Raw genomic sequence first — 21,306 nt, forward strand, 5'->3', positions numbered from 1 at the left:
TGTCATGCTGAGCCCATACATGTCACCCGTGGAGCGGGTCTGGTTCTACAGCCTGCGCGTTCTTTGCGGCCTGATTCTGCTGTTCCTGATATTGCCGGTGTTGGTGATCGTGCCGTTGTCGTTCAACAGTGGCAGTTTCCTGGTGTACCCGCTGCAGGGCTTTTCGCTGCAGTGGTACCAGGACTTCTTCGGCTCTGCCGAGTGGATGCGGGCGTTGAAGAACAGCATCATCGTCGCCCCGGCGGCCACGGTGCTGGCCATGGTGTTTGGTACGTTGGCGGCGATCGGCCTGACCCGGGGCGATTTCCCGGGCAAGTCGCTGGTGATGGCGCTGGTCATCTCGCCGATGGTGGTGCCGGTGGTGATCATTGGTGTGGCCAGTTACCTGTTTTTCGCCCCGCTGGGGCTGGGCAACAGTTTTACCTCGCTGATTCTGGTGCATGCGGTACTGGGTGTGCCGTTCGTCATCATCACCGTGTCGGCGACATTGCAGGGCTTCAACTACAACCTGGTACGCGCCGCTGCCAGCCTGGGTGCCTCGCCGCTGCTGGCGTTCCGTCGGGTGACCCTGCCGTTGATCGCGCCGGGGGTGATCTCGGGGGCGCTGTTTGCCTTCGCGACGTCGTTCGATGAGGTGGTGGTGACGTTGTTCCTTGCAGGGCCGGAGCAGGCAACCCTGCCACGGCAGATGTTCAGTGGTATTCGCGAAAACCTGAGCCCGACGATTGCGGCGGCGGCGACCTTGCTGATCGCGTTTTCGGTGGTGCTGCTGCTGACCCTGGAGTGGCTGCGTGGGCGTAGCGAGAAGTTGAGGACCCAGCAGCCGGGCTGATCCCTGTATTGCTTGTACCGGCCTTGTGGATGCGGGCTTGCCCCGCGCAGAGGCCGGTACAGGCTGGAGCACCTCGTCGACACGGATTGATACCAATCAGCCTCTATCCGTTTGCCTGAGTTACAATGCGCGCCACCGTGATTCTGCCCTACAGGTGCGCCATGCAGCCCTACGCTATTGCCCCCTCCATTCTCTCCGCCGATTTCGCCCGCCTGGGCGAGGACGTCGACAAGGTGCTGGCCGCTGGTGCCGACATCGTTCACTTCGATGTGATGGACAACCACTACGTACCCAACCTGACCATCGGCCCGATGGTCTGCACCGCCCTGCGCAAGTACGGCCTGACCGCGCCGATCGACGTGCACCTGATGGTCAGCCCGGTTGACCGTATCATCGGTGACTTCATCGAAGCCGGCGCCACCTACATCACCTTCCACCCGGAAGCCAGCCAGCACATCGACCGCTCGCTGCAGTTGATCCGCGACGGCGGTTGCAAGGCCGGCCTGGTGTTCAACCCGGCGACCAGCCTGGATGCCCTGAAGTACGTGATGGACAAAGTCGACATGGTCCTGCTGATGAGCGTCAACCCAGGCTTTGGCGGGCAGAAGTTCATCCCCGGCACCCTGGACAAACTGCGTGAGGCGCGTGCGCTGATCGACGCCAGCGGCCGTGATATCCGCCTGGAAATCGACGGTGGCGTCAACGTCAACAATATCCGCGAAATCGCCGCCGCTGGCGCCGACACCTTCGTCGCCGGCTCGGCAATCTTCAATGCCCCGGACTACCAGGAAGTCATCGCCAAGATGCGCGCCGAATTGGCTCAGGCCCGCCCATGAGCGGCTTCGAGCAGCTGTTCCCGGGGACGCTGCCCAGGCTGGTGATGTTCGATCTGGACGGTACCCTGATCGACTCCGTGCCAGACCTGGCCGCCGCCGTGGACCGCATGCTGCTCGAACTCGGGCGCCCGCCGGCAGGCCTTGATGCGGTGCGCCACTGGGTGGGTAACGGTGCTCAGGTGCTGGTGCGCCGTGCGCTGGCAGGGGGTATCGAGCACGCGTCGGTGGACAATGCGCTTGCCGACCAGGCCCTGGCGCTGTTCATGGATGCCTATGCCGAAAGCCACGAACTGACCGTGGTTTACCCCGGCGTGCAAGACACCTTGCGCTGGTTGCGCAAGCAAGGCGTGGAGATGGCGCTGATCACCAACAAGCCCGAGCGCTTTGTTGCCCCGCTGCTGGACCAGATGAAGATCGGCCGCTACTTCCGCTGGATCATCGGCGGCGACACCCTGCCACAAAAGAAACCCGACCCCGCAGCCCTGCTGTTCGTCATGCAGATGGCCGGCGTCACGCCGCAACAGTCGCTGTTCGTCGGCGATTCGCGCAGCGATGTCCTGGCCGCCAAGGCCGCGGGTGTGCAGTGCGTAGGCCTGACCTACGGCTACAACCATGGCCGGCCGATCAACGACGAGTCGCCCAACCTTGTGATCGACGATCTGCGTGCGCTGCTGCCCGGTTGCGCAGACCCGGCCACTGGGATAACGTTGGCGGACCTTCAAGCCTCACAAGACAGAGAGTCCACCGTGGCGGTTACTGGCAAATTCTGGATGAAAGTCATCAAGGCCCTGGCCCGTTGGCGTTGGCGCGCCTGACTTCTGCCCGCCGGCGCCTGCCGGCCCGTCCGTTTGCCTGACCCTATTGCTGCTTGCCACGAGGCTACTCATGACCCGCGAAGAATTCCTGCGCCTGGCCGCTGCCGGCTACAACCGCATCCCCCTGGCCTGTGAAACCCTGGCCGACTTCGACACGCCGCTGTCGATCTACCTGAAACTGGCTGATCAGCCCAACTCCTATCTGCTCGAGTCGGTACAGGGCGGGGAGAAATGGGGCCGTTACTCGATGATCGGCCTGCCGTCGCGCACCGTGATGCGCGTGCATGGTTATCAGGTGAGCATCCTGCAGGATGGCGTCGAGGTAGAGCGCCATGACGTCGACGACCCGCTGGCCTTCGTCGAGTCGTTCAAGGACCGTTACAAGGTCGCCGATATCCCTGGCCTGCCACGTTTCAATGGCGGCTTGGTCGGCTACTTCGGTTATGACTGCGTGCGCTATGTGGAGAAGCGCCTGGGTGCAAGCCCGAACCCGGACCCATTGGGTGTGCCGGATATCCTGCTGATGGTGTCCGATGCCGTGGTGGTGTTCGACAACCTGGCCGGCAAGATGCACGCCATCGTGCTGGTAGACCCGGCCGAGGAACAGGCTTTCGAACAAGGCAAGGCACGCCTGGCAGGGTTGCTGGAGACATTGCGCCAGCCTATCACCCCGCGCCGGGGCCTGGACCTGAGCGGCCCGCAGGCGGCCGAGCCGGAGTTCCGCTCCAGCTATACCCGCGAGGATTACGAAAACGCGGTTGGCCGCATCAAGGAGTACATCCTGGCGGGTGACTGCATGCAGGTGGTGCCGTCCCAGCGCATGTCGATCGACTTCAAGTCGGCGCCCATCGACCTGTACCGTGCCTTGCGCTGCTTCAACCCGACGCCGTACATGTACTTCTTCAATTTCGGCGACTTCCATGTGGTCGGCAGTTCGCCCGAAGTGCTGGTGCGGGTCGAGGACAACCTGGTCACCGTGCGCCCGATTGCCGGCACCCGCCCGCGCGGTGCTACCGAGGAAGCGGACCGTGCCCTGGAAGACGACCTGCTGTCGGACGAGAAAGAAATCGCCGAGCACTTGATGCTGATCGACCTGGGCCGCAACGACGTGGGCCGTGTGTCGGCGACGGGCAGTGTGCGCCTGACCGAGAAGATGGTGATCGAGCGTTACTCCAACGTGATGCACATCGTTTCCAACGTCACCGGGCAGTTGCGCGAGGGCCTGACCGCGATGGACGCATTGCGCGCGATTTTGCCTGCCGGGACCCTGTCGGGTGCACCGAAGATCCGTGCGATGGAGATCATCGACGAGCTGGAGCCGGTCAAGCGGGGCGTTTACGGTGGCGCGGTGGGCTATTTTGCCTGGAACGGCAACATGGATACCGCGATTGCCATCCGTACCGCGGTCATCAAGGACGGCGAACTGCATGTGCAGGCGGGTGGCGGTATCGTGGCGGACTCGGTGCCGGCGCTGGAATGGGAAGAAACCATCAACAAGCGCCGGGCGATGTTCCGTGCGGTGGCCTTGGCTGAGCAGACATCTGCCAAGTAGGTGATGGGGTTTTGGGGCCGTAAAGCGGCCCCAAAATTCAGAAGTCCACACTCACCGCCAAGCTCACCCCCTGCTGCTTCAACTCATCACTCTTGCGCCAGTTGTAGTTCCCCCGCACATGCACCCCCGCCACCAGCTCATGGCTCAGCCCCACGCTGGCCCGGGTCAGGTCGCTATGCGGCGTATACCCGGTCAGGGTGAAGTCGTTGGCCGGTAACGTCGTCAGGTGCATGGTCACATCCTGCTGGTCATCCTCGAACTCGTGTTCCTGAGCGACCTCGGCAAACACCCGGGTACTCGCAGCCACTTGCACACTGCCTAGCAGCCCGATGCCCAGCCGGCGGGAGGTGCGCTCCTGGTCATCGAAACCCAGCGCGGTCGAGCGCCCGCTCTTTTCGTCATAGCCATCGACTTTGACCCGGGCATAATCGGCGCTGATGAACGGCGCCAGTTGCCAGGGGCTGCTCTCGGCGGCCAGGTTATAGCCCAGCCGACCCGTCAGCGCCCAAGCCTCGCCGTCGGTATCGCCTTTCTCGCTGCGGTCATTCACGCCGAGGGCGAAGGTGCGCTTGAGGTCGCTGTAGTCCAGGTGGCCGGCAGTCAGCGCGGCATCTGCCCACCAGCGATCCTGGCGATATTGGGCGAAAGCGGTGGCCAGGTAGCTGTCGAGCTTGTAGTCCGAGTCCTGTTCCCCTGCCTCCAGTTTCTGCCGGTAAACGCCGCCCGCCAGGCCCAGGCGCCAGGCATCGTTCACGCGATAGCTGCCACCCAGCGTCAGGTTGTAGCCACGGCCGTCGCCGCTGGCCGCGCTGTGCTGGCCGTCAAAGTCCAGGTCCTGGGCACCGGTGGCAACGAATGCCTGCCACTGCCCCACGGCTTGCCAGGGTGTTTGCCACTGGTTGCGCAGTTCGTCCTGGTGGGCGCGCAGGCTGGCGTGGGCCATTTCCGGCAGCAGGGTCAGCTCCCACGGTGCGGAGATGACCGAGTAGGCGTAGTCGGCAATCAACTGCTGGCCGGCAATGGTCGGGTGCACCGAGTCGTTGAACAGCAGCTTGGTCGGGTCGGGGGTGGTGCCGTTGACGCCGTATACCGGGTTTTCGACGCAGCTGTTGCCGCTGTAGCAGGTGCCGACCAGGTTCTGGCCGCTGGCCAGGCCGAACTGACTGGGGCTGGCCAAGGCCTCACCCAGCAGAACGGGGATGTTCAGTGGGATGATTTCGGCGTCGATCTGCCCGAGCTGATTGAGCAGCGACTGGTTGAACACGCTGGAGAGCTGCGACAGCGGGTTTTGCTGTGGGGTGCCGCTGAAGTTTGGCGTCTGGCCCAGGTCGGGTAATAGCCAGACCATGATGTAGCGCGCGCCACCTTGTTGCAGAGCCTGGGCACTGGCGGCCAGGCGGCCTCCGGCAGCTGCAGCGTCGGCGGGGCTGTTTACCAGGCCCTGAAGGAAGTCGTTGCCGCCGCCGGTCAGGTAATAGAGTGCATTCGGGTCGGCACGTAGGCCGTTGGCCAGATAACCAGGGCGGTCTCGCAGTACCGCGCCTGCACCAAAGTTGCCTGGCGGAATGACGGTCTCGGACGTTGTAGTGATCGAATCGAGAATCTGCTGCGTCGTGTAGCCACCCACCGCCCAGTTGTTGCCATCAGGCTGGATGCCCACTGACGTGGAAGGGTTGAGTTCGTCAGGGGAGATACCCAGCCGACCGCCGAGAATCATCGGCGATACCGGTGCATAGTTGCCATCGGCATCGCGGTTGGTAAAGCGCATGCCTGCGGTGCCTCCGGTCAGGTCCGGAAACTGCCCGGCATCACTCAGGCTGTCGCCAAACACGATCAGGGTCGAGTAAGGGGAGGGTGCGGCGAACGCCTGGCTGCAGGCCAGGGCCAATGTGGCGAGGGTAAAACGCAACAATGGAGCTTTTCGCATCTGGGAACATCCTTTTCATTGTTTTTATGAGCACTACCCGATCGACCTTAGCAAATCGTGGCGCTTGTCTCCCAAGTCCATTCGTTTTCCAGTGTTTACAGGCATATTGCGCCCGTCGTCCCGGTAGGCTACTGTGCGGGGACGTATGAGCGAGACCTATCCTGTGTTGATCGTCAGCAAACTCTTGATGCGCGTAATCAAGGCCCACGCCCGTTGGCGTTGGCGCGCCTGACTTTATCTCCTGCCGGCCAGCCCGGCCCGTTTCTGTTTGCCTTCTTATCCGTTTCCGAATGCTCTTCGTGGCAATGCCATGCTGCGGGCGGTGTAGCAAGGTTCGTATTCTAAAGTCAGTAGATTCAAGAGGTTTAGCCCGATGTTACTGATGATCGACAACTACGACTCATTCACCTACAACGTCGTTCAATACCTGGGCGAGTTGGGTGCCGAGGTCAAGGTCATTCGCAATGACGAAATGACCCTCGCTGAAATCGAAGCCCTCAACCCGGAGCGCATCGTTGTCTCCCCCGGCCCGTGCACGCCGAGCGAGGCGGGTGTGTCGATCGAGGCGATCCTGCATTTCGCCGGCAAGCTGCCGATTCTGGGCGTGTGCCTGGGCCACCAGTCCATCGGCCAGGCGTTTGGCGGCGACGTAGTGCGCGCCCGTCAGGTGATGCACGGCAAGACCAGCCCGGTGCTGCACCGCGACCTGGGCGTATTCGCCGGCCTCAACAACCCGCTCACCGTTACCCGCTACCACTCCCTGGTGGTCAAGCGTGAAACCCTGCCCGAGTGCCTGGAAGTCACTGCCTGGACCGCTCATGCCGACGGCGCGGTCGACGAGATCATGGGCCTGCGCCACAAGACGCTGAACATCGAAGGGGTGCAGTTCCACCCCGAATCCATCCTCACCGAGCAGGGCCACGAGCTGTTCGCCAACTTCCTCAAGCAGACCGGCGGCCGCCGCTAAGGATCGAACATGGATATCAAGAGCGCGCTGAGCCGCATCGTCGGCCATCTGGACCTGTCCACTGAAGAAATGAGCGACGTCATGCGTCAGATCATGACCGGCCAATGCAGCGAGGCGCAGATCGGTGCCTTCCTGATGGGCATACGCATGAAAAGCGAGAGCATCGACGAGATCGTCGGTGCAGTTTCGGTGATGCGTGAGCTGGCCGACAAGGTCGAGCTGAAGAGCCTCGATGGCGTGGTCGATATCGTTGGCACCGGCGGCGATGGCGCCAACATCTTCAACGTTTCCACGGCGTCGGCGTTTGTTCTGGCCGCAGCCGGTTGCCCGGTGGCCAAGCATGGTAACCGCGCGGTTTCGGGCAAGAGCGGCAGCGCCGACCTGCTGGAAGCGGCCGGCATCTACCTGAACCTGACCCCGGTGCAGGTCGCCCGTTGCATCGACAGCCTGGGCATCGGTTTCATGTTTGCGCAAAGCCATCACAAGGCAATGAAGTACGCCGCTGGCCCGCGTCGCGACCTGGGCCTGCGTACCCTGTTCAACATGCTGGGCCCGCTTACGAATCCGGCCGGTGTGAAGCACCAGGTGGTCGGCGTGTTCAACCAGGCACTGTGCCGCCCGCTGGCCGAAGTGCTGCAGCGCATGGGCAGCAAGCATGTACTGGTGGTGCACTCCAAGGACGGCCTGGACGAGTTCAGCCTGGCGGCGCCGACCTTCGTTGCCGAGCTGAAGAAGGGCGAGATCACTGAATATTGGGTCGAGCCCGAAGACCTTGGCATGAAGAGCCAGAGCCTGCACGGCCTGGCCGTCGACGGCCCGCAGGCCTCGTACGAGCTGATTCGTGATGCACTGGGCCGGCGCAAGACCGAGAACGGCCAGAAGGCGGCCGAAATGATTGTGCTCAATGCTGGCGCTGCGCTGTATGCCGCTGATCATGCCATGACCCTGGCGCAGGGCGTGGAACTTGCCCACGACGTGCTGCATACAGGGCTTGCCTGGGAAAAACTGCAGGAACTGGGTGCCTTCACCGCCGTATTCAAGCTGGAGAACGAAGCATGAGCGTACCGACCGTGCTGGAAAAGATCCTCGCCCGCAAAGTCGAGGAAGTGGCCGAGCGCAGTGCCCGGGTCAGCCTGGCCGAGCTGGAGCGCCTGGCCAAGGCCGCCGACGCCCCCCGTGGCTTTGCCAATGCGCTGATCGAGCAGGCCAAGCGCAAGCAACCTGCGGTCATTGCCGAAATCAAGAAGGCATCGCCGAGCAAGGGCGTGATCCGCGAGCACTTCGTGCCGGCGGACATCGCCGTCAGCTACGAGAAGGGCGGGGCGACCTGCCTGTCGGTGCTGACCGATGTGGATTACTTCCAGGGCGCTGATGCGTACCTGCAGCAGGCCCGCGGCGCAGTTTCGCTGCCGGTGATCCGCAAGGACTTCATGATCGACCCCTACCAGATTGTCGAGGCACGGGCGCTGGGCGCCGACTGCGTGCTGCTGATCGTCTCGGCGCTGGATGACGTGAAGATGGCCGAGCTGGCCGCCACGGCCAAGGATGTCGGCCTGGATGTGCTGGTCGAAGTGCATGACGGCGATGAGCTGGAGCGCGCGCTGAACACCCTTGATACCCCGCTGGTCGGCGTCAACAACCGCAACCTGCACACCTTCGAGGTCAGCCTGGAGACCACGCTCGACCTGCTGCCGCGTATTCCGCGCGAGCGCCTGGCCATTACCGAAAGCGGTATTCTCAACCGTGCCGATGTCGAGCTGATGGCAATCAACGAGGTCTATTCGTTCCTGGTGGGCGAGGCGTTCATGCGCGCCGAGCAACCGGGGCTTGAACTGCAGCGGCTGTTCTTCCCGGAACAGGTGAAGAAGACTGTTCAGCCATTGGACTGACCTAGACGAGCCGGCTTTTGCCGGCTTTTTTGTGGGCAATGGCTGCATCGTGAACAATCACATCAAAGGTGGATCAATGACCGATCAACCCCTGGCACTGACTGTTGAACAAGGCCTGCATGCCGAGCAGGACCTGCTGGCCGCGGTCTGCCGCGGCGAGCGCGAATTCGGTGTGCTGTTCTGGCGCCCGACCGACCATGCCTTGGTCATGCCGCGCCGCATGAGCCGCCTGGACAATTTCGAAGCCGCCTGTGCCGAGCTTGCGATTGCCGGCTGGCCGGTGCTGTTGCGCGAGACCGGCGGTGAGCCGGTGCCGCAATCGCATGCCACGGTGAATGTGGCACTGGTGTACGTGGCACCGCGCAGCGAAGGTGACCATGGGCGTATCGAGAATGCCTACGAACGCCTGTGCCTGCCGCTGTGCGAGGTGCTACGCGAGTGGGGCGGGGTGGCTTCGGTGGGCGAGATCGACGGGGCGTTCTGCGATGGTCGCTACAACGTCAACCTCAATGGCCGCAAACTGGTCGGCACGGCCCAGCGCTGGCGCCAGGGGCTGGGCGGAAAACGCCCGGTGGTGCTGGTGCATGGCGCACTGTTGCTGGATAACGAGCGTGAGTCGATGGTCGCGGCCGTCAACCGCTTCAACGAGTGCTGCGAACTGGATCAGCGCTGCCGCGCCGATGCGCATATCGCCTTGCACGAAGTTGCGCCCTCAGCGCCCTGGTTCGAGCGCCTCTCACAGGCCTATGCCAAGGTGCTTGCAGACCTGCCCAAGGACTAACGGGTACCGTAGACCACCATGGTCTTGCCCTTTACCTGCACCAGGCTGCGCTCCTCAAGGTCTTTGAGGACGCGGCCGACCATCTCACGCGAGCAGCCGACGATGCGGCCGATCTCCTGGCGGGTGATCTTGATCTGCATGCCGTCGGGGTGGGTCATTGCATCGGGTTGCTTGCACAGCTCGAGCAGGCAGCGGGCGACACGGCCGGTCACGTCGAAGAAGGCCAGGTCGCCGACCTTGCGCGTGGTATTGCGCAGGCGCTGCGCCATCTGGCCACCCAGGGCGTAGAGGATGTCTGGGTCCTGGCGTGAGAGCTCGCGAAACTTGTCGTAACTGATCTCTGCCACTTCACATTCGGTCTTGGCGCGGACCCAAGCGCTGCGCTGCTGCTCGCCTTCCACGGGTTCGAAAAGCCCCAGCTCGCCAAAGAAATCACCGCTGTTGAGGTAGGCGATGATCATTTCGTGACCGTCGTCGTCCTCGATGAGGATGGTCACCGAACCCTTGATGATGAACGACAGTGTTTCGGCCCGATCGCCGGCGCAGATGATGTTGCTCTTGGCGGTGTAGCGGCGGCGCTGGCAGTGCACCAGCAGTTTGTCGATATTCTTGATCTTGGCGGGTAGGGCTGAGGCAACCATCACGAAATCCTGTTCGATACGACACATAGGCTTCTTGTAGGAAGTGTCTGGCGGCAAGCGCCAGTCATTTGGCGCCAGCTTATCAGACACTACAGGATGTTTCGGTACTAAACCGTCACGTCTCGAGCTTTTCCGACAGCCACACAAGGTCTAAGCTGACACCCTTTTCCGAAAATTAGGAGTCCAGGTAGATGAAGGCACGTATCCAGTGGGCCGGTGACGCGATGTTCCTCGGCGAGTCGGGGAGCGGGCATGTCGTCGTGATGGACGGCCCGCCTGAGGCTGGTGGCCGAAACCTGGGCGTGCGCCCGATGGAAATGCTGTTGCTGGGCTTGGGTGGCTGCAGCAGCTTCGATGTGGTCAGCATCTTGAAGAAGTCGCGCCAGGCGGTGGAGAGCTGCGAGGCATTCCTGGAAGCCGAGCGCGCCAGCGAAGACCCGAAAGTGTTCACCAAGATCCACATGAACTTCGTGGTGAAGGGCCGTGGCTTGAAAGAGGCCCAGGTCAAGCGGGCAGTTGAGCTGTCGGCCGAGAAATACTGCTCTGCGTCGATCATGCTGGAGCGCGCGGGCGTCGAGATCACCCACGGCTACGAGATCGTAGAGTTGGGTTGAGTCCGAAATGTTCGGGGCTGCGTTGCAGCCCCGGCTGTCTTCAGTTGCGCAGTGCCGGAAGGGCAACTTGCAACCACTGCGGTACTACGTTTCTGAATGCCTGGCTCAACCGCTCCCGCCGCTTTTGATAAGCCAACCCCAGCCAGATAACCCCCAGCCCGATCAACGTCACCACCACCGGGAACAGCAGCGACTCGGCAAACACCTCGTAAGACAGATACCCCAGATAAGCCGCCACCCCCAACGCCCCAAACACCATGAACACCGGCCTGCGCAACAGCACGGCGATGGCCATCAGCCCGATATTGATCAGGCAGTAGAGGGCCTTGCCCAGCTCGCTACCGTTGTCCACCAAGGTCAGCCCACCCCAGAACGCCGCGAGCCCGGCCAGATAGCCCCAGTGGGCATAGTCCTCACGGGTGCGGCCGTCCGCCACCAGGAATACCAGCAGCATCCCCAGGCCGAACCAGAGCGATACTTCGCGCCGTTGCTCCCAGCTGAACGGCGAACCGAAGAACCACTCGCTGAGGTCCATCGACATGAACCACAGCGCCACGGCGATCGGCATCACGATGAACGGGAAGGGGATCAGCCGCAGCATCAGCAGCCCGGCGACCACCGTGGCGGCCTCCATCAACAACCAGCCGCCCTGCACATAGGTGTAGTACTGGTGATAGGCCGATTGCCTGTCATCCAGTGGCCACCAGCCGACCAGACGCTCGATGGCAAACACCGCCAGCGGCACGATGCTCACCGCGACCGCCGCCAGCACGCCGGCGGCTACCGATTGTGCGCGCCGTTGCAGGTTGAGGGCGAAGAGCGTCAACAAGAGGATGTACAGCGTGGCGATGGCCAGCAGTGCCCAGTCGCCGATCTGCATCCAGGCTTCGGTGAGCAGCCAGCCCATGGCGCCCATGATGAGCAAGGCGCCGAAGTAGAACGCGACGTGCGCTAGCTGGAAGCTGCCGCGCGTTGCCGGTTGCTGGCGTAGAAACTGCAGCAGGGCTTGATCCTGGCCCGGCTGGAGGATGCCGGCGTGCACGGCGCGCGCCAGGTCCTTGGCGCTGAATCGTTCCGTCATGGGTTTACCTTCAGATACGGTAGGTGCTCTTGGTCATGACCTTGGCCAGCAGGCTCATGCCGAAACGCACTGGGGCTGGAAAACGATAGCCGCCCGCCTCGAGGGCAGACTCGGCGTGCTGCTCTTCATCTATGCGCATTTGTTCGAGAATGGCGCGAGACTTTTCGTCCTCGTGCGGAATCTGCTCCAGGTGTTCGTCCAGGTGTTTGCACACCTGATGCTCGGTGGCGGCGACGAAGCCCAGGCTGACCTTGTCGCTGACCAGGCCGGCGAGCGCGCCAATGCCGAACGACATGCCGTAGAACAGCGGGTTGAGCACGCTTGGGTGGCTATTCAACTGGCGTATGCGCTGTTCGCACCAGGCCAGGTGGTCGATTTCTTCCTCGGCGGCGTGCTCCATGGCTTTGCGTACCTGGGGCAGTTTGGCGGTCAGTGCCTGGCCTTGGTATAGCGCCTGGGCGCAGACTTCGCCGGTATGGTTGATGCGCATGAGGCCGGCAATGTGGCGGCTCTGGGCGTCATCCAGGTCGGCATCCGGCTGGACGATGGCCGGGGATGGGCGGGACGGTTGGCCGCTGAAGGGCAGCAAGGTGCGCATGGCGGTATCGGCCTGCAGCAACAAGCGGTCGAGCGGCGAGTAGTGACGTTCGGTAGCCATCGGGCACCTCCGCAAGAGTGTGCCCGACAGTTTACCGCAATAGCGCAAGGGTCGCTTGCCCTGGATCAGCCCGGCGGCCAGTGCATCTGGCGCTGGCCAAGCACGTGCATGTGAATGTGGTAGACGGTCTGCCCACCCAGTTCGTTGCAGTTCATGACCACGCGGAAGCCCTCTTCGCAGCCAAGTTCCTTGGCCAGACGCTGGGCGGTGAACAGGATGTGACCGGCCAGGCCTTTGTCCTCTTCGGTCAGGTCATTGAGGGTGCGGATGTGCTTTTTCGGGATGACCAGAAAATGCACGGGCGCCTGGGGGGCGATATCGTGGAACGCCAGAACCTGGTCGTCCTCGTAAATGATCTTCGCCGGGATTTCCCGGTTGATGATCCTGGTGAATAAATCGTCCACAGCACTTGCTCCATGGTGAGGGTCCGGGCCGAGTGTACTCAGCCGGGCGCCGCTCGCCCAGTGGCTATTCCATTCCGACCGGGCAGTAGCGGCGATGGATCACCCCAGCGAGCTTGCGCACCAGCCAGCGGGGCAGCAGGCGCGGCGCGAATGCCAGCCAGCGATTGCGCCGGCCGGGGGTGATCAGTGTGCGGTTCTTGTCCAGGGCGCGCACCGTGTACAGCGCCACTTCTTCGGGGCTGAGGCAGCGGGTGCTGCCTTCGAGCCGAGGAATGCGCCGGCGCGATGAGCGCACGGGGCCTGGGCATAGCACCGAGACCTTGATGCCAGTGCGCTTGAGCTCTTCGCGCAGCGCCTGGGAGAAACTCAGCACATAGGCTTTGCTGGCCGCGTAGGCCGCCATCCAGGGGCCCGGTGCGACACCGGCCAGGCCCGCCACATTGAGGATCTGCCCGCCGCCCTGGACTGCCATCAGGTTGCCGATGGCATGGCAGAGGCGGCTCATGGCCAGGATATTGACCTCCAGCAGGTCCTGCTCGTCGGCCCACTCATGGGCCAGAAACGGCCCATAGGTGCGCAGGCCTGCGCAATTGACCAGCAGGTCGATACGCCGCTCGCCTTCCTCCAGTTCGAGCACGAAGCCCGACAGGCGAAGGGGCTGGCTCAAGTCGCAGGCTCGGAACAGTACCTCGACACCGAAGCGTTGGGTCAGCTCGATGGCCACCGGCTCCAGCGTCTCGCGCTGGCGTGCCACCAGGATCAGGTTGCGCCCGCGCCGTGCCAGCGCTTCCGCCAGGGCCAGGCCCAGGCCGCTGGAAGCACCAGTGATCATGGCGTAACGGGTCATGCAAAGGCTCCTGGGGCTGAAGAGGGCGCCTAGTGTACAGCTTGGCCGGGCAAGGTGTTGCCTTTTGCTACAAGGCCTGGGCGCGAATACCCTGGCAGTGATCCAGGGCTTCCCGGTACTCACTTTGCAGGCGTTCGATCAGTGCGCTGGCGTTAGGCAGGTCATGGATATCGCCCACGCCCTGGCCTGCCGACCATACGGTTTTCCAGGCCTTGGCTTCGTCGTCGATCGGTTTGAGCTTGCCCGGTTCATGGCCATGCGTGAGTGCGTTCATGTCATAGCCCGCCTGTTCCAGGCTCGGCCGCAGGAAGCTGGCCGGGATGCCGGACACTGCCGGGGTGTGGATGATGTCGACGGCATGGGCATCGAGCAGCATCTGCTTGTAGGCAGCCTGGGCCTGGCTTTCGGTGGTGGCGATGAAGCGGGTGCCCATGTAGGCAAGGTCGGCACCCAGTAGTTGTGCCGCCAGGACCTCATGGCCGTGGTTGATGCAGCCCGCCAGCAACAGGGTCTTGTCGAAAAACTGCCGGATCTCGGCCACCAGGGCGAATGGGCTCCAGGTACCGGCATGGCCGCCAGCGCCCGCCGCCACTGCGATCAGGCCATCCACACCGGCCTCGGCGGCCTTCTCGGCATGGCGGCGGGTGGTGACATCGTGGAACACCAGCCCGCCGTAGCTGTGCACGGCATCGACTACCTCCTTCACCGCGCCCAGGCTGGTGATGACGATCGGCACCTTGTGCGCCACGCACAGGGCAAGGTCCGCCTGCAGGCGAGGGTTGGTCGGGTGCACGATCAGGTTCACGGCATAGGGTGCCGGTGCTTGCAGTTGGGCAAGCCCGGCCTCGATCTCCTCGAGCCAGGCCTTGAACCCTGCGCTGTCGCGCTGGTTCAGGGCCGGGAAGCTGCCGACCACGCCAGCGGCGCAGCAGGCCAGGACCAGCCTGGGGTTGGAGATCAGGAACATCGGTGCGGCGACCACGGGCAGGCGCAGGCGTTGTTCGAGCGAGGCGGGCAATGACATGGCAAGGCTCCTGTAGGGGGTTACCGTCAGAACGGTTTGACCACCACGAGAATTACGATACCCAGCAGGAACAGCACCGGGACTTCGTTGAACCAGCGATAGTAGACGTGGCTGCGGGTATTGGCGCCGCTGGCGAAGCGTTTACGTTGGGCACCGCACATGTGATGGTAGCCGGTCAGCAGAATCACCAGGGTGAGCTTGGCATGCAACCAGCCTTGGCTCAGCCAGCCCGGAGTCAGGTAGAGCATCCAGGCACCGAACACATAGGTGGCGATCATGGCCGGGTTCATGATGCCGCGGTACAGCTTGCGTTCCATGGTCACGAAGCGGTCCTGGCTGATGCTGTCCTGGCTCTGGGCGTGGTAGACGAACAGCCTGGGCAGGTAGAACAGGCCGGCGAACCAGCAGACCACGCTGACGATATGTAGCGCTTTGATCCATAGGTAAAGCATTGAGGAGTTCCTTCAGGTTTTCACGGTCGTCAGATAGTAGTGGTCAAGCGCCCGAAGGGTCACCCGAAGAGTTGTTACAGGCGGCTTGCACCCCTATTATCGTGCGCTTTCCAGTGGGCTCGTTGATAAGGGGCAAGCGTTATGATCAAGGTCGGTATCGTCGGCGGCACGGGTTACACCGGCGTCGAGCTGTTGCGTCTGCTGGCACAGCATCCTCAGGCCGAAGTGGCGGTCATCACTTCGCGCTCCGAAGCGGGCGTGGCGGTAGCTGACATGTACCCGAACCTGCGCGGCCACTATGACGGCCTGGCGTTCAGTGTGCCGGACAGCAAAGCCTTGGCGGCGTGTGATGTGGTGTTTTTTGCAACGCCTCACGGCGTTGCCCACGCCCTGGCCGGCGAACTGCTGGCGGCCGGAACCAAGGTGATCGACCTGTCGGCCGACTTCCGCCTGCAGGATGCCACCGAATGGGGCAAGTGGTACGGCCAGCCTCATGGCGCGCCGGAGCTGCTCAAGGACGCCGTCTACGGCCTGCCTGAAGTGAATCGCGAGAAAATCCGCCAGGCTCGCCTGATTGCAGTGCCGGGGTGCTACCCGACGGCCACCCAACTGGGCTTCCTGCCATTGCTGGAGGCCGGCCTGGCCGACCCATCGCGCCTGATTGCCGACTGCAAGTCGGGCGTCAGCGGCGCCGGGCGGGGTGCGGCGGTGGGTTCGCTGTTCTGCGAGGCTGGCGAAAGCATGAAGGCTTACGCGGTCAAAGGTCATCGCCACCTGCCGGAAATCAGCCAGGGCTTGCGCCTGGCGGCGGGCAAGGACATCGGCCTGACCTTCGTGCCACACCTGACGCCCATGATCCGCGGCATCCACGCCACCCTGTACGCCACCGTGGTTGATACTTCGGTCGATCTGCAGGCGCTGTTCGAGAAGCGTTACGCCGATGAGCCGTTCGTGGATGTGATGCCGGCCGGTAGCCACCCGGAAACCCGCAGTGTGCGCGGTGCCAACGTCTGCCGTATTGCCGTTCATCGCCCGCAAGGGGGTGACTTGGTGGTGGTGCTTTCGGTCATCGACAACCTGGTCAAAGGTGCCTCGGGCCAGGCGGTGCAGAACCTCAACATCCTGTTCGGCCTGGATGAGCGCATGGGCCTGTCCCACGCGGGCCTGCTCCCATAAGGGCACAAGCTGGCACAAGGCCCGCCGAGTGCGGGCCTTTTTGTGGGCGCGACTAAAGCCGCACAATTCTTGACCAATTTTCTCGGAGAAGCGGATAATGCGCGTCATCGAGTTTTATGGCGGCAACTGCGCCGGGAGAATCAGCATGAGCGTCGAAACCTTCACCCCTACCGGTCTGGAATTCACCCAAGGGGCAGCCCACAAGGTGAAGACCCTGGTCAACGAGGAAGGCAATGAGCGTCTGAAGTTGCGGGTATTCGTGACCGGCGGTGGCTGCTCGGGCTTCCAGTACGGTTTCACCTTCGATGAAGATGTGGCCGAGGATGACACCATCGTCGAGCGTGAAGGCGTGTCGCTGGTGGTCGACCCGATGAGCTTCCAGTATCTGGCGGGTGCCGAGGTGGACTATCAGGAAGGTCTGGAAGGCTCGCGCTTCGTCATCAAGAACCCGAACGCCGCCACCACCTGCGGTTGTGGTTCTTCGTTCTCGATCTGATCACGGGCTGTACGAAAACGCCGCGCATTTGCGCGGCGTTTTGCATTGTGCCCGGGCGCTACGCCGGGTAGATGGCGCCGAGCACGCGCAAGCCGCGGGCAGCCGTCACACTCGGGCGGTTGGCTGGGATACCTTCCAGGCAGCAATGGGCCAGCCAGGCGAAGGCCATGGCCTCTACCCAGTCCGGGTCGACGCCATGGGCCGCAGTGCTGGCCACCTGGGCGCCCGGCAACAGCTGGGCGAGCCGGCGCATCAATGCCCCGTTGCGGGCCCCGCCACCGCACACCAGCAGCGCCTCGGTGCCCTGCTGAGCGTTGCGCAGTGAGTCGATGATGCTGCGAGCGGTCAGCTCCAGCAGGGTCGCCTGCACATCCTGGTCACGGTAGGGCGGCAGTTTGCTCAGGTGCCCTTGCAGCCACGCCAGGTTGAACACTTCGCGCCCCGTACTCTTGGGGCCGGCGCCGGCAAAGAACGGGTCGCTCAACAGGGCTGCAAGCAGCGCTTCGATCACCTCGCCACTGGCTGCCCAGGCACCGTCAGCGTCGTAGTGCTGGCCGCGCTTGAACTCGATCCAGGCGTCCAGCAATACATTGCCTGGCCCGCAGTCGAAACCATGCACCGGCGTGTCGTTGGCAATCAGGCTGAGGTTGCTGAACCCCCCCACATTGAGCACGGCGAGTCGTTGGCCCAGATGGCTGAACAGTGTTTCGTGAAATGCCGGTACCAAGGGTGCCCCTTGCCCGCCAGCGGCCACATCGCGGCGTCGGAAGTCGCCGATCACGCTGATCTGGGTAAGCTCGGCAAGCAGTGCCGGGTTGCCGATCTGCACGGTGAAGCCACGAGCAGGCTCGTGGCGGATGGTCTGGCCATGGCTGCCGATGGCGCGGATGGCGCTTGGCGCAAGCCCCTGGCTTGCGAGCAAGTGGCCAATGCCTTCGGCTGCCAGGCTGGCCCAGCGGTTCTCGGCCAGGGCGGCGCGCGCAATCTCGTCAGGGCCGCTGGCGCAAAGGCTCAGCAGGCTCTGGCGCAGGTCGGCGGGCATGGGGATGTAATGAGTAGCGAGCAGTGCTGGCTGCTCGCGTTGTTCGATCAGGGCGATGTCCAGGCCATCGAGGCTGGTACCGGACATCACCCCCAGATAAAGCGCCATGACTCAGCGCTTGTTCGCAGCGAGCATGGTGGCCTTTTCCTGATCCATGCGGGCGATCAGTGGCTGGCTCTGCTGCATGAAGCGTGAGCGTTCGGCCTTGGCGATCGGGTCGGCCATCGGCACTTTCTGGCTTAGCGGGTCGACGTGCACGCCGTTGACCTGGAACTCGTAATGCAAGTGCGGCCCGGTGGAAAGGCCGGTGGTGCCGATGTAGCCGATGATCTGGCCCTGCTTGACCGAGCCGCCGGTCTTGATGCCTTTGGCGAAGCCTTGCATGTGACCGTACAGGGTCTTGTAGCGGTTGCCGTGCTGGATGATCACGGTATTACCGTAGCCACCCCGGCGCCCAGCCAGCTCGATGCGGCCGTCACCGGCAGCCTTGATCGGTGTGCCGCGCGGGGCGGCATAGTCAACGCCTTTGTGGGCGCGGATCTTGTTCAGAATCGGGTGTTTACGGCCAGCGGAAAAGCGCGAGCTGATGCGGGCGAAATCCACCGGAGTGCGGATGAACGCTTTGCGCAGGCTGTTGCCGTCGGCAGTGTAGTAGCTGGTATTGCCCTGTTTGTTGGTGTAGCGCACGGCGGTGTAGGTCTTGCCGCGGTTGGTAAAGCGAGCGGACAGGATGTTACCGGTGCCGATCACCTTGCCATCCATGACTTTCTGCTCGTACACCACGTCGAATTCGTCACCCTGGCGGATGTCTTGGGCGAAGTCGATGTCGTAGCCCAGCACCCGTGCCATGTCCATGGTCAGGCTGTGCGACAGGCCGGCACGCTGTGCGGAGGCCGACAGGGAGCTCTTGATCACGCCGTGGGCGTAGGCCGTGCGGACCACAGGCTTGCTGATTTCGCGGTTGAAGCTGTAGCCCTTGGCGCTTTTGGTCAGGCGAATGGTTTCGAGGTTGCTGACTTTGCTGTGCAGGTTGGTCAGTTGGCCGTCTTTGTCGAGTTCGAACTGCAACACCTGGCCGTGCTTGAGCTGGCTGAACTGTTTCGCCTGCTTGTTGCTGGCCAGTACTTCATGGACTGCGCTGGCTGGCAGGCCGACTTTTTCGAACAGGGTAGACAAGGTGTCACCCCGCGCTACGGTGACTTCGCGGTGGCCAGGCTGCTTGGCTTCGGCGACAGGTTCTGGCGCAGGCGTTTGTTGCTCCGCCTTCTGGGTAGCCGTGTCGGCTTCATCGATCTGGGCGAACGGCGAGCCTTGCTCTGCCTCAGCGTGTACGAGTGGGGCGGCCTTGGACTCCTCCTTCAATTGTTCGACCGGGCTTTCCAGTTCGAGGTTGAGGGTGGTTTTCTTGGCTTCGACTTCGCTGGAAGGAAATACCAGCAGGGCCAGGCTGAGCAGGGCGGCGATGCCGCTGGCGGCCAACAGATGGCTTTTCGGATAAAGCGGGGGCGCTTTAGGCGGTTCGTTGGTCATAGGTAAGGTGACTTTTTGAAGAAAAGTGAATATGGAAAAGATGAATGACATGATGAAGATGAAATAACTGTATAAAATATAACCAAATCCATTTTCACGCAAGGGCGCGTAGACGCCGCAAGGCTGCCTGCGGGTCACATTCTATTGCGAAACTTGTATTTGATGGCCGATCTTGTATGGTTGGCTCCCCTTGAATCTGAGCCTTGCGGGTCTGTCTATGAAGTCGGTTGAAGAGCAGCTGGCGCTTATCAAGCGCGGTGCGGAAGAAGTATTGGTCGAGTCGGAACTGGTGGAGAAGCTCAAGCGCGGCCAGCCTCTGCGTATCAAGGCAGGTTTCGATCCGACCGCGCCGGACCTGCACCTGGGGCACACCGTGCTCATCAACAAGCTGCGCCAGTTCCAGGAGCTGGGCCACCAGGTCATCTTCCTGATCGGTGACTTCACCGGGATGATCGGTGACCCGAGCGGCAAGAGCGCCACGCGTCCGCCGCTGACTCGCGAGCAGGTGCTGGACAACGCCGAGACCTATAAGCAGCAGGTGTTCAAGATTCTCGACCCGGCCAAGACCGAGGTTGCGTTCAACTCCACCTGGATGGACACGCTGACCCCGGCCGACTTCATCCGCCTGGCGTCGCAGTACACCGTGGCGCGCATGCTCGAGCGCGATGATTTCGACAAGCGTTACACCACCAATCAGCCGATCGCGATCCATGAGTTCCTCTACCCGCTGGTGCAGGGTTATGACTCCGTAGCGCTGAAAGCGGACGTAGAGCTGGGCGGTACCGACCAGAAATTCAACCTGCTCATGGGGCGCGAGCTGCAGCGCGCCTACGGCCAGGAAGCGCAGAACATCGTGACCATGCCGCTGCTCGAAGGGCTCGACGGCGTGAAGAAGATGTCCAAGTCGCTGGGTAACTATGTGGGTATCCAGGAAGCGCCTGGGGTGATGTACAGCAAGCTGGTGTCTATCCCTGACACGTTGATGTGGCGTTACTTCGAGTTGCTGAGCTTCCGCTCGATGGAGGAGATCGACCAGTTCCGTGCTGATGTTGCCAATGGCGCGAACCCGCGCGACATCAAGATCAAGCTGGCGGAAGAGATTGTTGCGCGTTTCCATGGCGAAGAGGCTGCTGCCAACGCCCACCGTGCGGCGGGCAACCGTATGAAAGAGGGCGAGCTGCCGGAAGACTTGCCTGAGATCGAGGTTGCTGCGGCTGAAGGCTTGCCGATTGCTGCGGTGCTGAACCGTGCCGGCCTGGTGAAGAACTCGGCAATGGCGCGCGATCTGCTTAATGGCGGCGCGGTCAAGGTTGATGGTGCGGTGGTTGATCGCGACTTCGTGTTTGCGCTGGGTGCTACCCATGTGTGTCAGGCGGGCAAGAAGGCGTTTGGCCGGGTTACCCTCAAGGCGGAGTGATTGCCTGGTGGTGTAGCTATATAGAAGCGGGGAGGCCGGAAGGCCTCCCCGCTTTGTTTTTCAGCGATATCAAAGTTTATTGGAATTAAGGGTTGACGCGGTTTCGAATCCCCTTATAATGCGCCCCACTTCCAGCGTAGTCGGAACGAAAAACTCCTTGAGTTTCAATGAGTTGATCGAGCCAGGTAGTGGTGGAAGTGCTCCGATCGAAAGGTCGTCAGCGGTTAAGATGGTGGTTGACAGCGCTTCTAAACGCTGTATGATTCGCCTCCCGCTACGAGAGATCGCAGCGAGTCAAGTGTTTGAAGCTAAACGAGTTTCTCGC

At 62.5% G+C, this 21,306-nt stretch carries 22 protein-coding genes; 12 read left to right on the forward strand and 10 right to left on the reverse strand.

Annotated elements, in window-relative coordinates:
- Positions 1–4 precede the first annotated feature (4 nt).
- From HU770_RS18685 to trpE, 4 genes are all read left to right on the forward strand, one after another.
- Positions 5–832 carry an ABC transporter permease gene (locus tag HU770_RS18685; RefSeq protein WP_186658720.1) on the forward strand — a complete coding sequence of 276 codons (828 nt, stop codon included), beginning with the start codon at positions 5–7 and terminating at the stop codon, positions 830–832.
- Between the two features lie 161 nt (positions 833–993).
- Positions 994–1,668, forward strand: coding sequence for a ribulose-phosphate 3-epimerase (gene rpe / locus HU770_RS18690; RefSeq protein ID WP_033703334.1), 675 nt, complete (start codon positions 994–996; stop codon positions 1,666–1,668).
- Positions 1,665–2,483, forward strand: a complete 819-nt coding sequence (locus HU770_RS18695; protein WP_033703034.1) for a phosphoglycolate phosphatase — start codon at positions 1,665–1,667, stop codon at positions 2,481–2,483. Before rpe ends, HU770_RS18695 begins: the two co-directional genes overlap by 4 nt.
- A gap of 70 nt (positions 2,484–2,553) precedes the next feature.
- Complete coding sequence (trpE, locus tag HU770_RS18700; protein WP_186658723.1) at positions 2,554–4,035, forward strand: anthranilate synthase component I; 1,482 nt, start codon at positions 2,554–2,556, stop codon at positions 4,033–4,035.
- 37 nt (positions 4,036–4,072) lie between these two features.
- Here the strand turns inward: trpE and estP are convergent, their stop codons facing one another.
- Entirely contained in the window at positions 4,073–5,962 is a 1,890-nt protein-coding gene (estP, locus tag HU770_RS18705; RefSeq protein WP_186664807.1) for an esterase EstP, read from the reverse strand.
- Positions 5,963–6,335: 373 nt separating this feature from the next.
- Between estP and HU770_RS18710 the strand changes: the two genes are divergently transcribed.
- From HU770_RS18710 to HU770_RS18725, 4 genes are all read left to right on the forward strand, one after another.
- Positions 6,336–6,929, forward strand: coding sequence for an aminodeoxychorismate/anthranilate synthase component II (locus HU770_RS18710; protein WP_033703030.1), 594 nt, complete (start codon positions 6,336–6,338; stop codon positions 6,927–6,929).
- A gap of 9 nt (positions 6,930–6,938) precedes the next feature.
- Positions 6,939–7,988 carry an anthranilate phosphoribosyltransferase gene (gene trpD / locus HU770_RS18715; RefSeq protein WP_033703029.1) on the forward strand — a complete coding sequence of 350 codons (1,050 nt, stop codon included), beginning with the start codon at positions 6,939–6,941 and terminating at the stop codon, positions 7,986–7,988.
- The gene (gene trpC, locus HU770_RS18720; RefSeq protein ID WP_033703028.1) at positions 7,985–8,818 is read left to right on the forward strand and encodes an indole-3-glycerol phosphate synthase TrpC; all 834 of its coding nucleotides are present in this window, start codon (positions 7,985–7,987) and stop codon (positions 8,816–8,818) included. Before trpD ends, trpC begins: the two co-directional genes overlap by 4 nt.
- 76 nt (positions 8,819–8,894) lie before the next feature.
- Complete coding sequence (locus tag HU770_RS18725; RefSeq protein WP_186658744.1) at positions 8,895–9,599, forward strand: lipoate--protein ligase family protein; 705 nt, start codon at positions 8,895–8,897, stop codon at positions 9,597–9,599.
- Here HU770_RS18725 and crp read toward each other — a convergent pair.
- Positions 9,596–10,240: a cAMP-activated global transcriptional regulator CRP gene (gene crp, locus HU770_RS18730; RefSeq protein ID WP_033703333.1), complete on the reverse strand. Its 645-nt coding sequence runs from the start codon at positions 10,238–10,240 to the stop codon at positions 9,596–9,598. The genes HU770_RS18725 and crp overlap by 4 nt on opposite strands.
- Before the next feature lie 191 nt (positions 10,241–10,431).
- Here crp and HU770_RS18735 point away from each other — a divergent pair, with 191 nt between their 5' ends.
- Positions 10,432–10,854 carry an OsmC family protein gene (locus HU770_RS18735; RefSeq protein ID WP_027594409.1) on the forward strand — a complete coding sequence of 141 codons (423 nt, stop codon included), beginning with the start codon at positions 10,432–10,434 and terminating at the stop codon, positions 10,852–10,854.
- Positions 10,855–10,894: 40 nt separating this feature from the next.
- On the opposite strand, the gene HU770_RS18740 is transcribed toward HU770_RS18735, so the two are convergent.
- The 6 genes from HU770_RS18740 to hemJ all read right to left on the reverse strand — a co-directional run bounded on the left by HU770_RS18740 (position 10,895) and on the right by hemJ (position 15,320).
- Positions 10,895–11,935 carry a DUF2157 domain-containing protein gene (locus HU770_RS18740; RefSeq protein WP_186658747.1) on the reverse strand — a complete coding sequence of 347 codons (1,041 nt, stop codon included), beginning with the start codon at positions 11,933–11,935 and terminating at the stop codon, positions 10,895–10,897.
- Between the two features lie 10 nt (positions 11,936–11,945).
- Complete coding sequence (gene coq7, locus HU770_RS18745; protein WP_027594411.1) at positions 11,946–12,593, reverse strand: 2-polyprenyl-3-methyl-6-methoxy-1,4-benzoquinone monooxygenase; 648 nt, start codon at positions 12,591–12,593, stop codon at positions 11,946–11,948.
- 65 nt (positions 12,594–12,658) lie between these two features.
- The gene (locus HU770_RS18750; protein ID WP_033703025.1) at positions 12,659–12,997 is read right to left on the reverse strand and encodes a histidine triad nucleotide-binding protein; all 339 of its coding nucleotides are present in this window, start codon (positions 12,995–12,997) and stop codon (positions 12,659–12,661) included.
- 64 nt (positions 12,998–13,061) lie between these two features.
- Positions 13,062–13,844, reverse strand: coding sequence for an SDR family oxidoreductase (locus HU770_RS18755; protein ID WP_047583853.1), 783 nt, complete (start codon positions 13,842–13,844; stop codon positions 13,062–13,064).
- A 67-nt stretch (positions 13,845–13,911) separates the two neighbouring features.
- Positions 13,912–14,868: a nitronate monooxygenase family protein gene (locus HU770_RS18760; protein ID WP_186664810.1), complete on the reverse strand. Its 957-nt coding sequence runs from the start codon at positions 14,866–14,868 to the stop codon at positions 13,912–13,914.
- 26 nt (positions 14,869–14,894) lie between these two features.
- Complete coding sequence (gene hemJ / locus HU770_RS18765; RefSeq protein WP_027594415.1) at positions 14,895–15,320, reverse strand: protoporphyrinogen oxidase HemJ; 426 nt, start codon at positions 15,318–15,320, stop codon at positions 14,895–14,897.
- 141 nt (positions 15,321–15,461) lie between these two features.
- Between hemJ and argC the strand changes: the two genes are divergently transcribed.
- Positions 15,462–16,496: an N-acetyl-gamma-glutamyl-phosphate reductase gene (gene argC, locus HU770_RS18770; RefSeq protein ID WP_033703021.1), complete on the forward strand. Its 1,035-nt coding sequence runs from the start codon at positions 15,462–15,464 to the stop codon at positions 16,494–16,496.
- Between the two features lie 145 nt (positions 16,497–16,641).
- Positions 16,642–16,992 carry an iron-sulfur cluster insertion protein ErpA gene (gene erpA / locus HU770_RS18775; RefSeq protein WP_033703332.1) on the forward strand — a complete coding sequence of 117 codons (351 nt, stop codon included), beginning with the start codon at positions 16,642–16,644 and terminating at the stop codon, positions 16,990–16,992.
- Positions 16,993–17,050: 58 nt separating this feature from the next.
- On the opposite strand, the gene HU770_RS18780 is transcribed toward erpA, so the two are convergent.
- Positions 17,051–18,142 (reverse strand): anhydro-N-acetylmuramic acid kinase, encoded by a 1,092-nt coding sequence (locus tag HU770_RS18780; protein WP_186664814.1) that lies wholly within the window; start codon positions 18,140–18,142, stop codon positions 17,051–17,053.
- Between the two features lie 3 nt (positions 18,143–18,145).
- Positions 18,146–19,564 (reverse strand): peptidoglycan DD-metalloendopeptidase family protein, encoded by a 1,419-nt coding sequence (locus HU770_RS18785; protein WP_186658753.1) that lies wholly within the window; start codon positions 19,562–19,564, stop codon positions 18,146–18,148.
- Between the two features lie 217 nt (positions 19,565–19,781).
- Here HU770_RS18785 and tyrS point away from each other — a divergent pair, with 217 nt between their 5' ends.
- The gene (gene tyrS / locus HU770_RS18790) at positions 19,782–20,981 is read left to right on the forward strand and encodes a tyrosine--tRNA ligase (RefSeq protein WP_186664817.1); all 1,200 of its coding nucleotides are present in this window, start codon (positions 19,782–19,784) and stop codon (positions 20,979–20,981) included.
- The last annotated feature ends 325 nt before the right edge of the window (positions 20,982–21,306 follow it).

This window comes from Pseudomonas sp. SWRI68, from assembly GCF_014269165.1.
GTDB classification, from domain to species: domain Bacteria; phylum Pseudomonadota; class Gammaproteobacteria; order Pseudomonadales; family Pseudomonadaceae; genus Aquipseudomonas; species Aquipseudomonas capeferrum.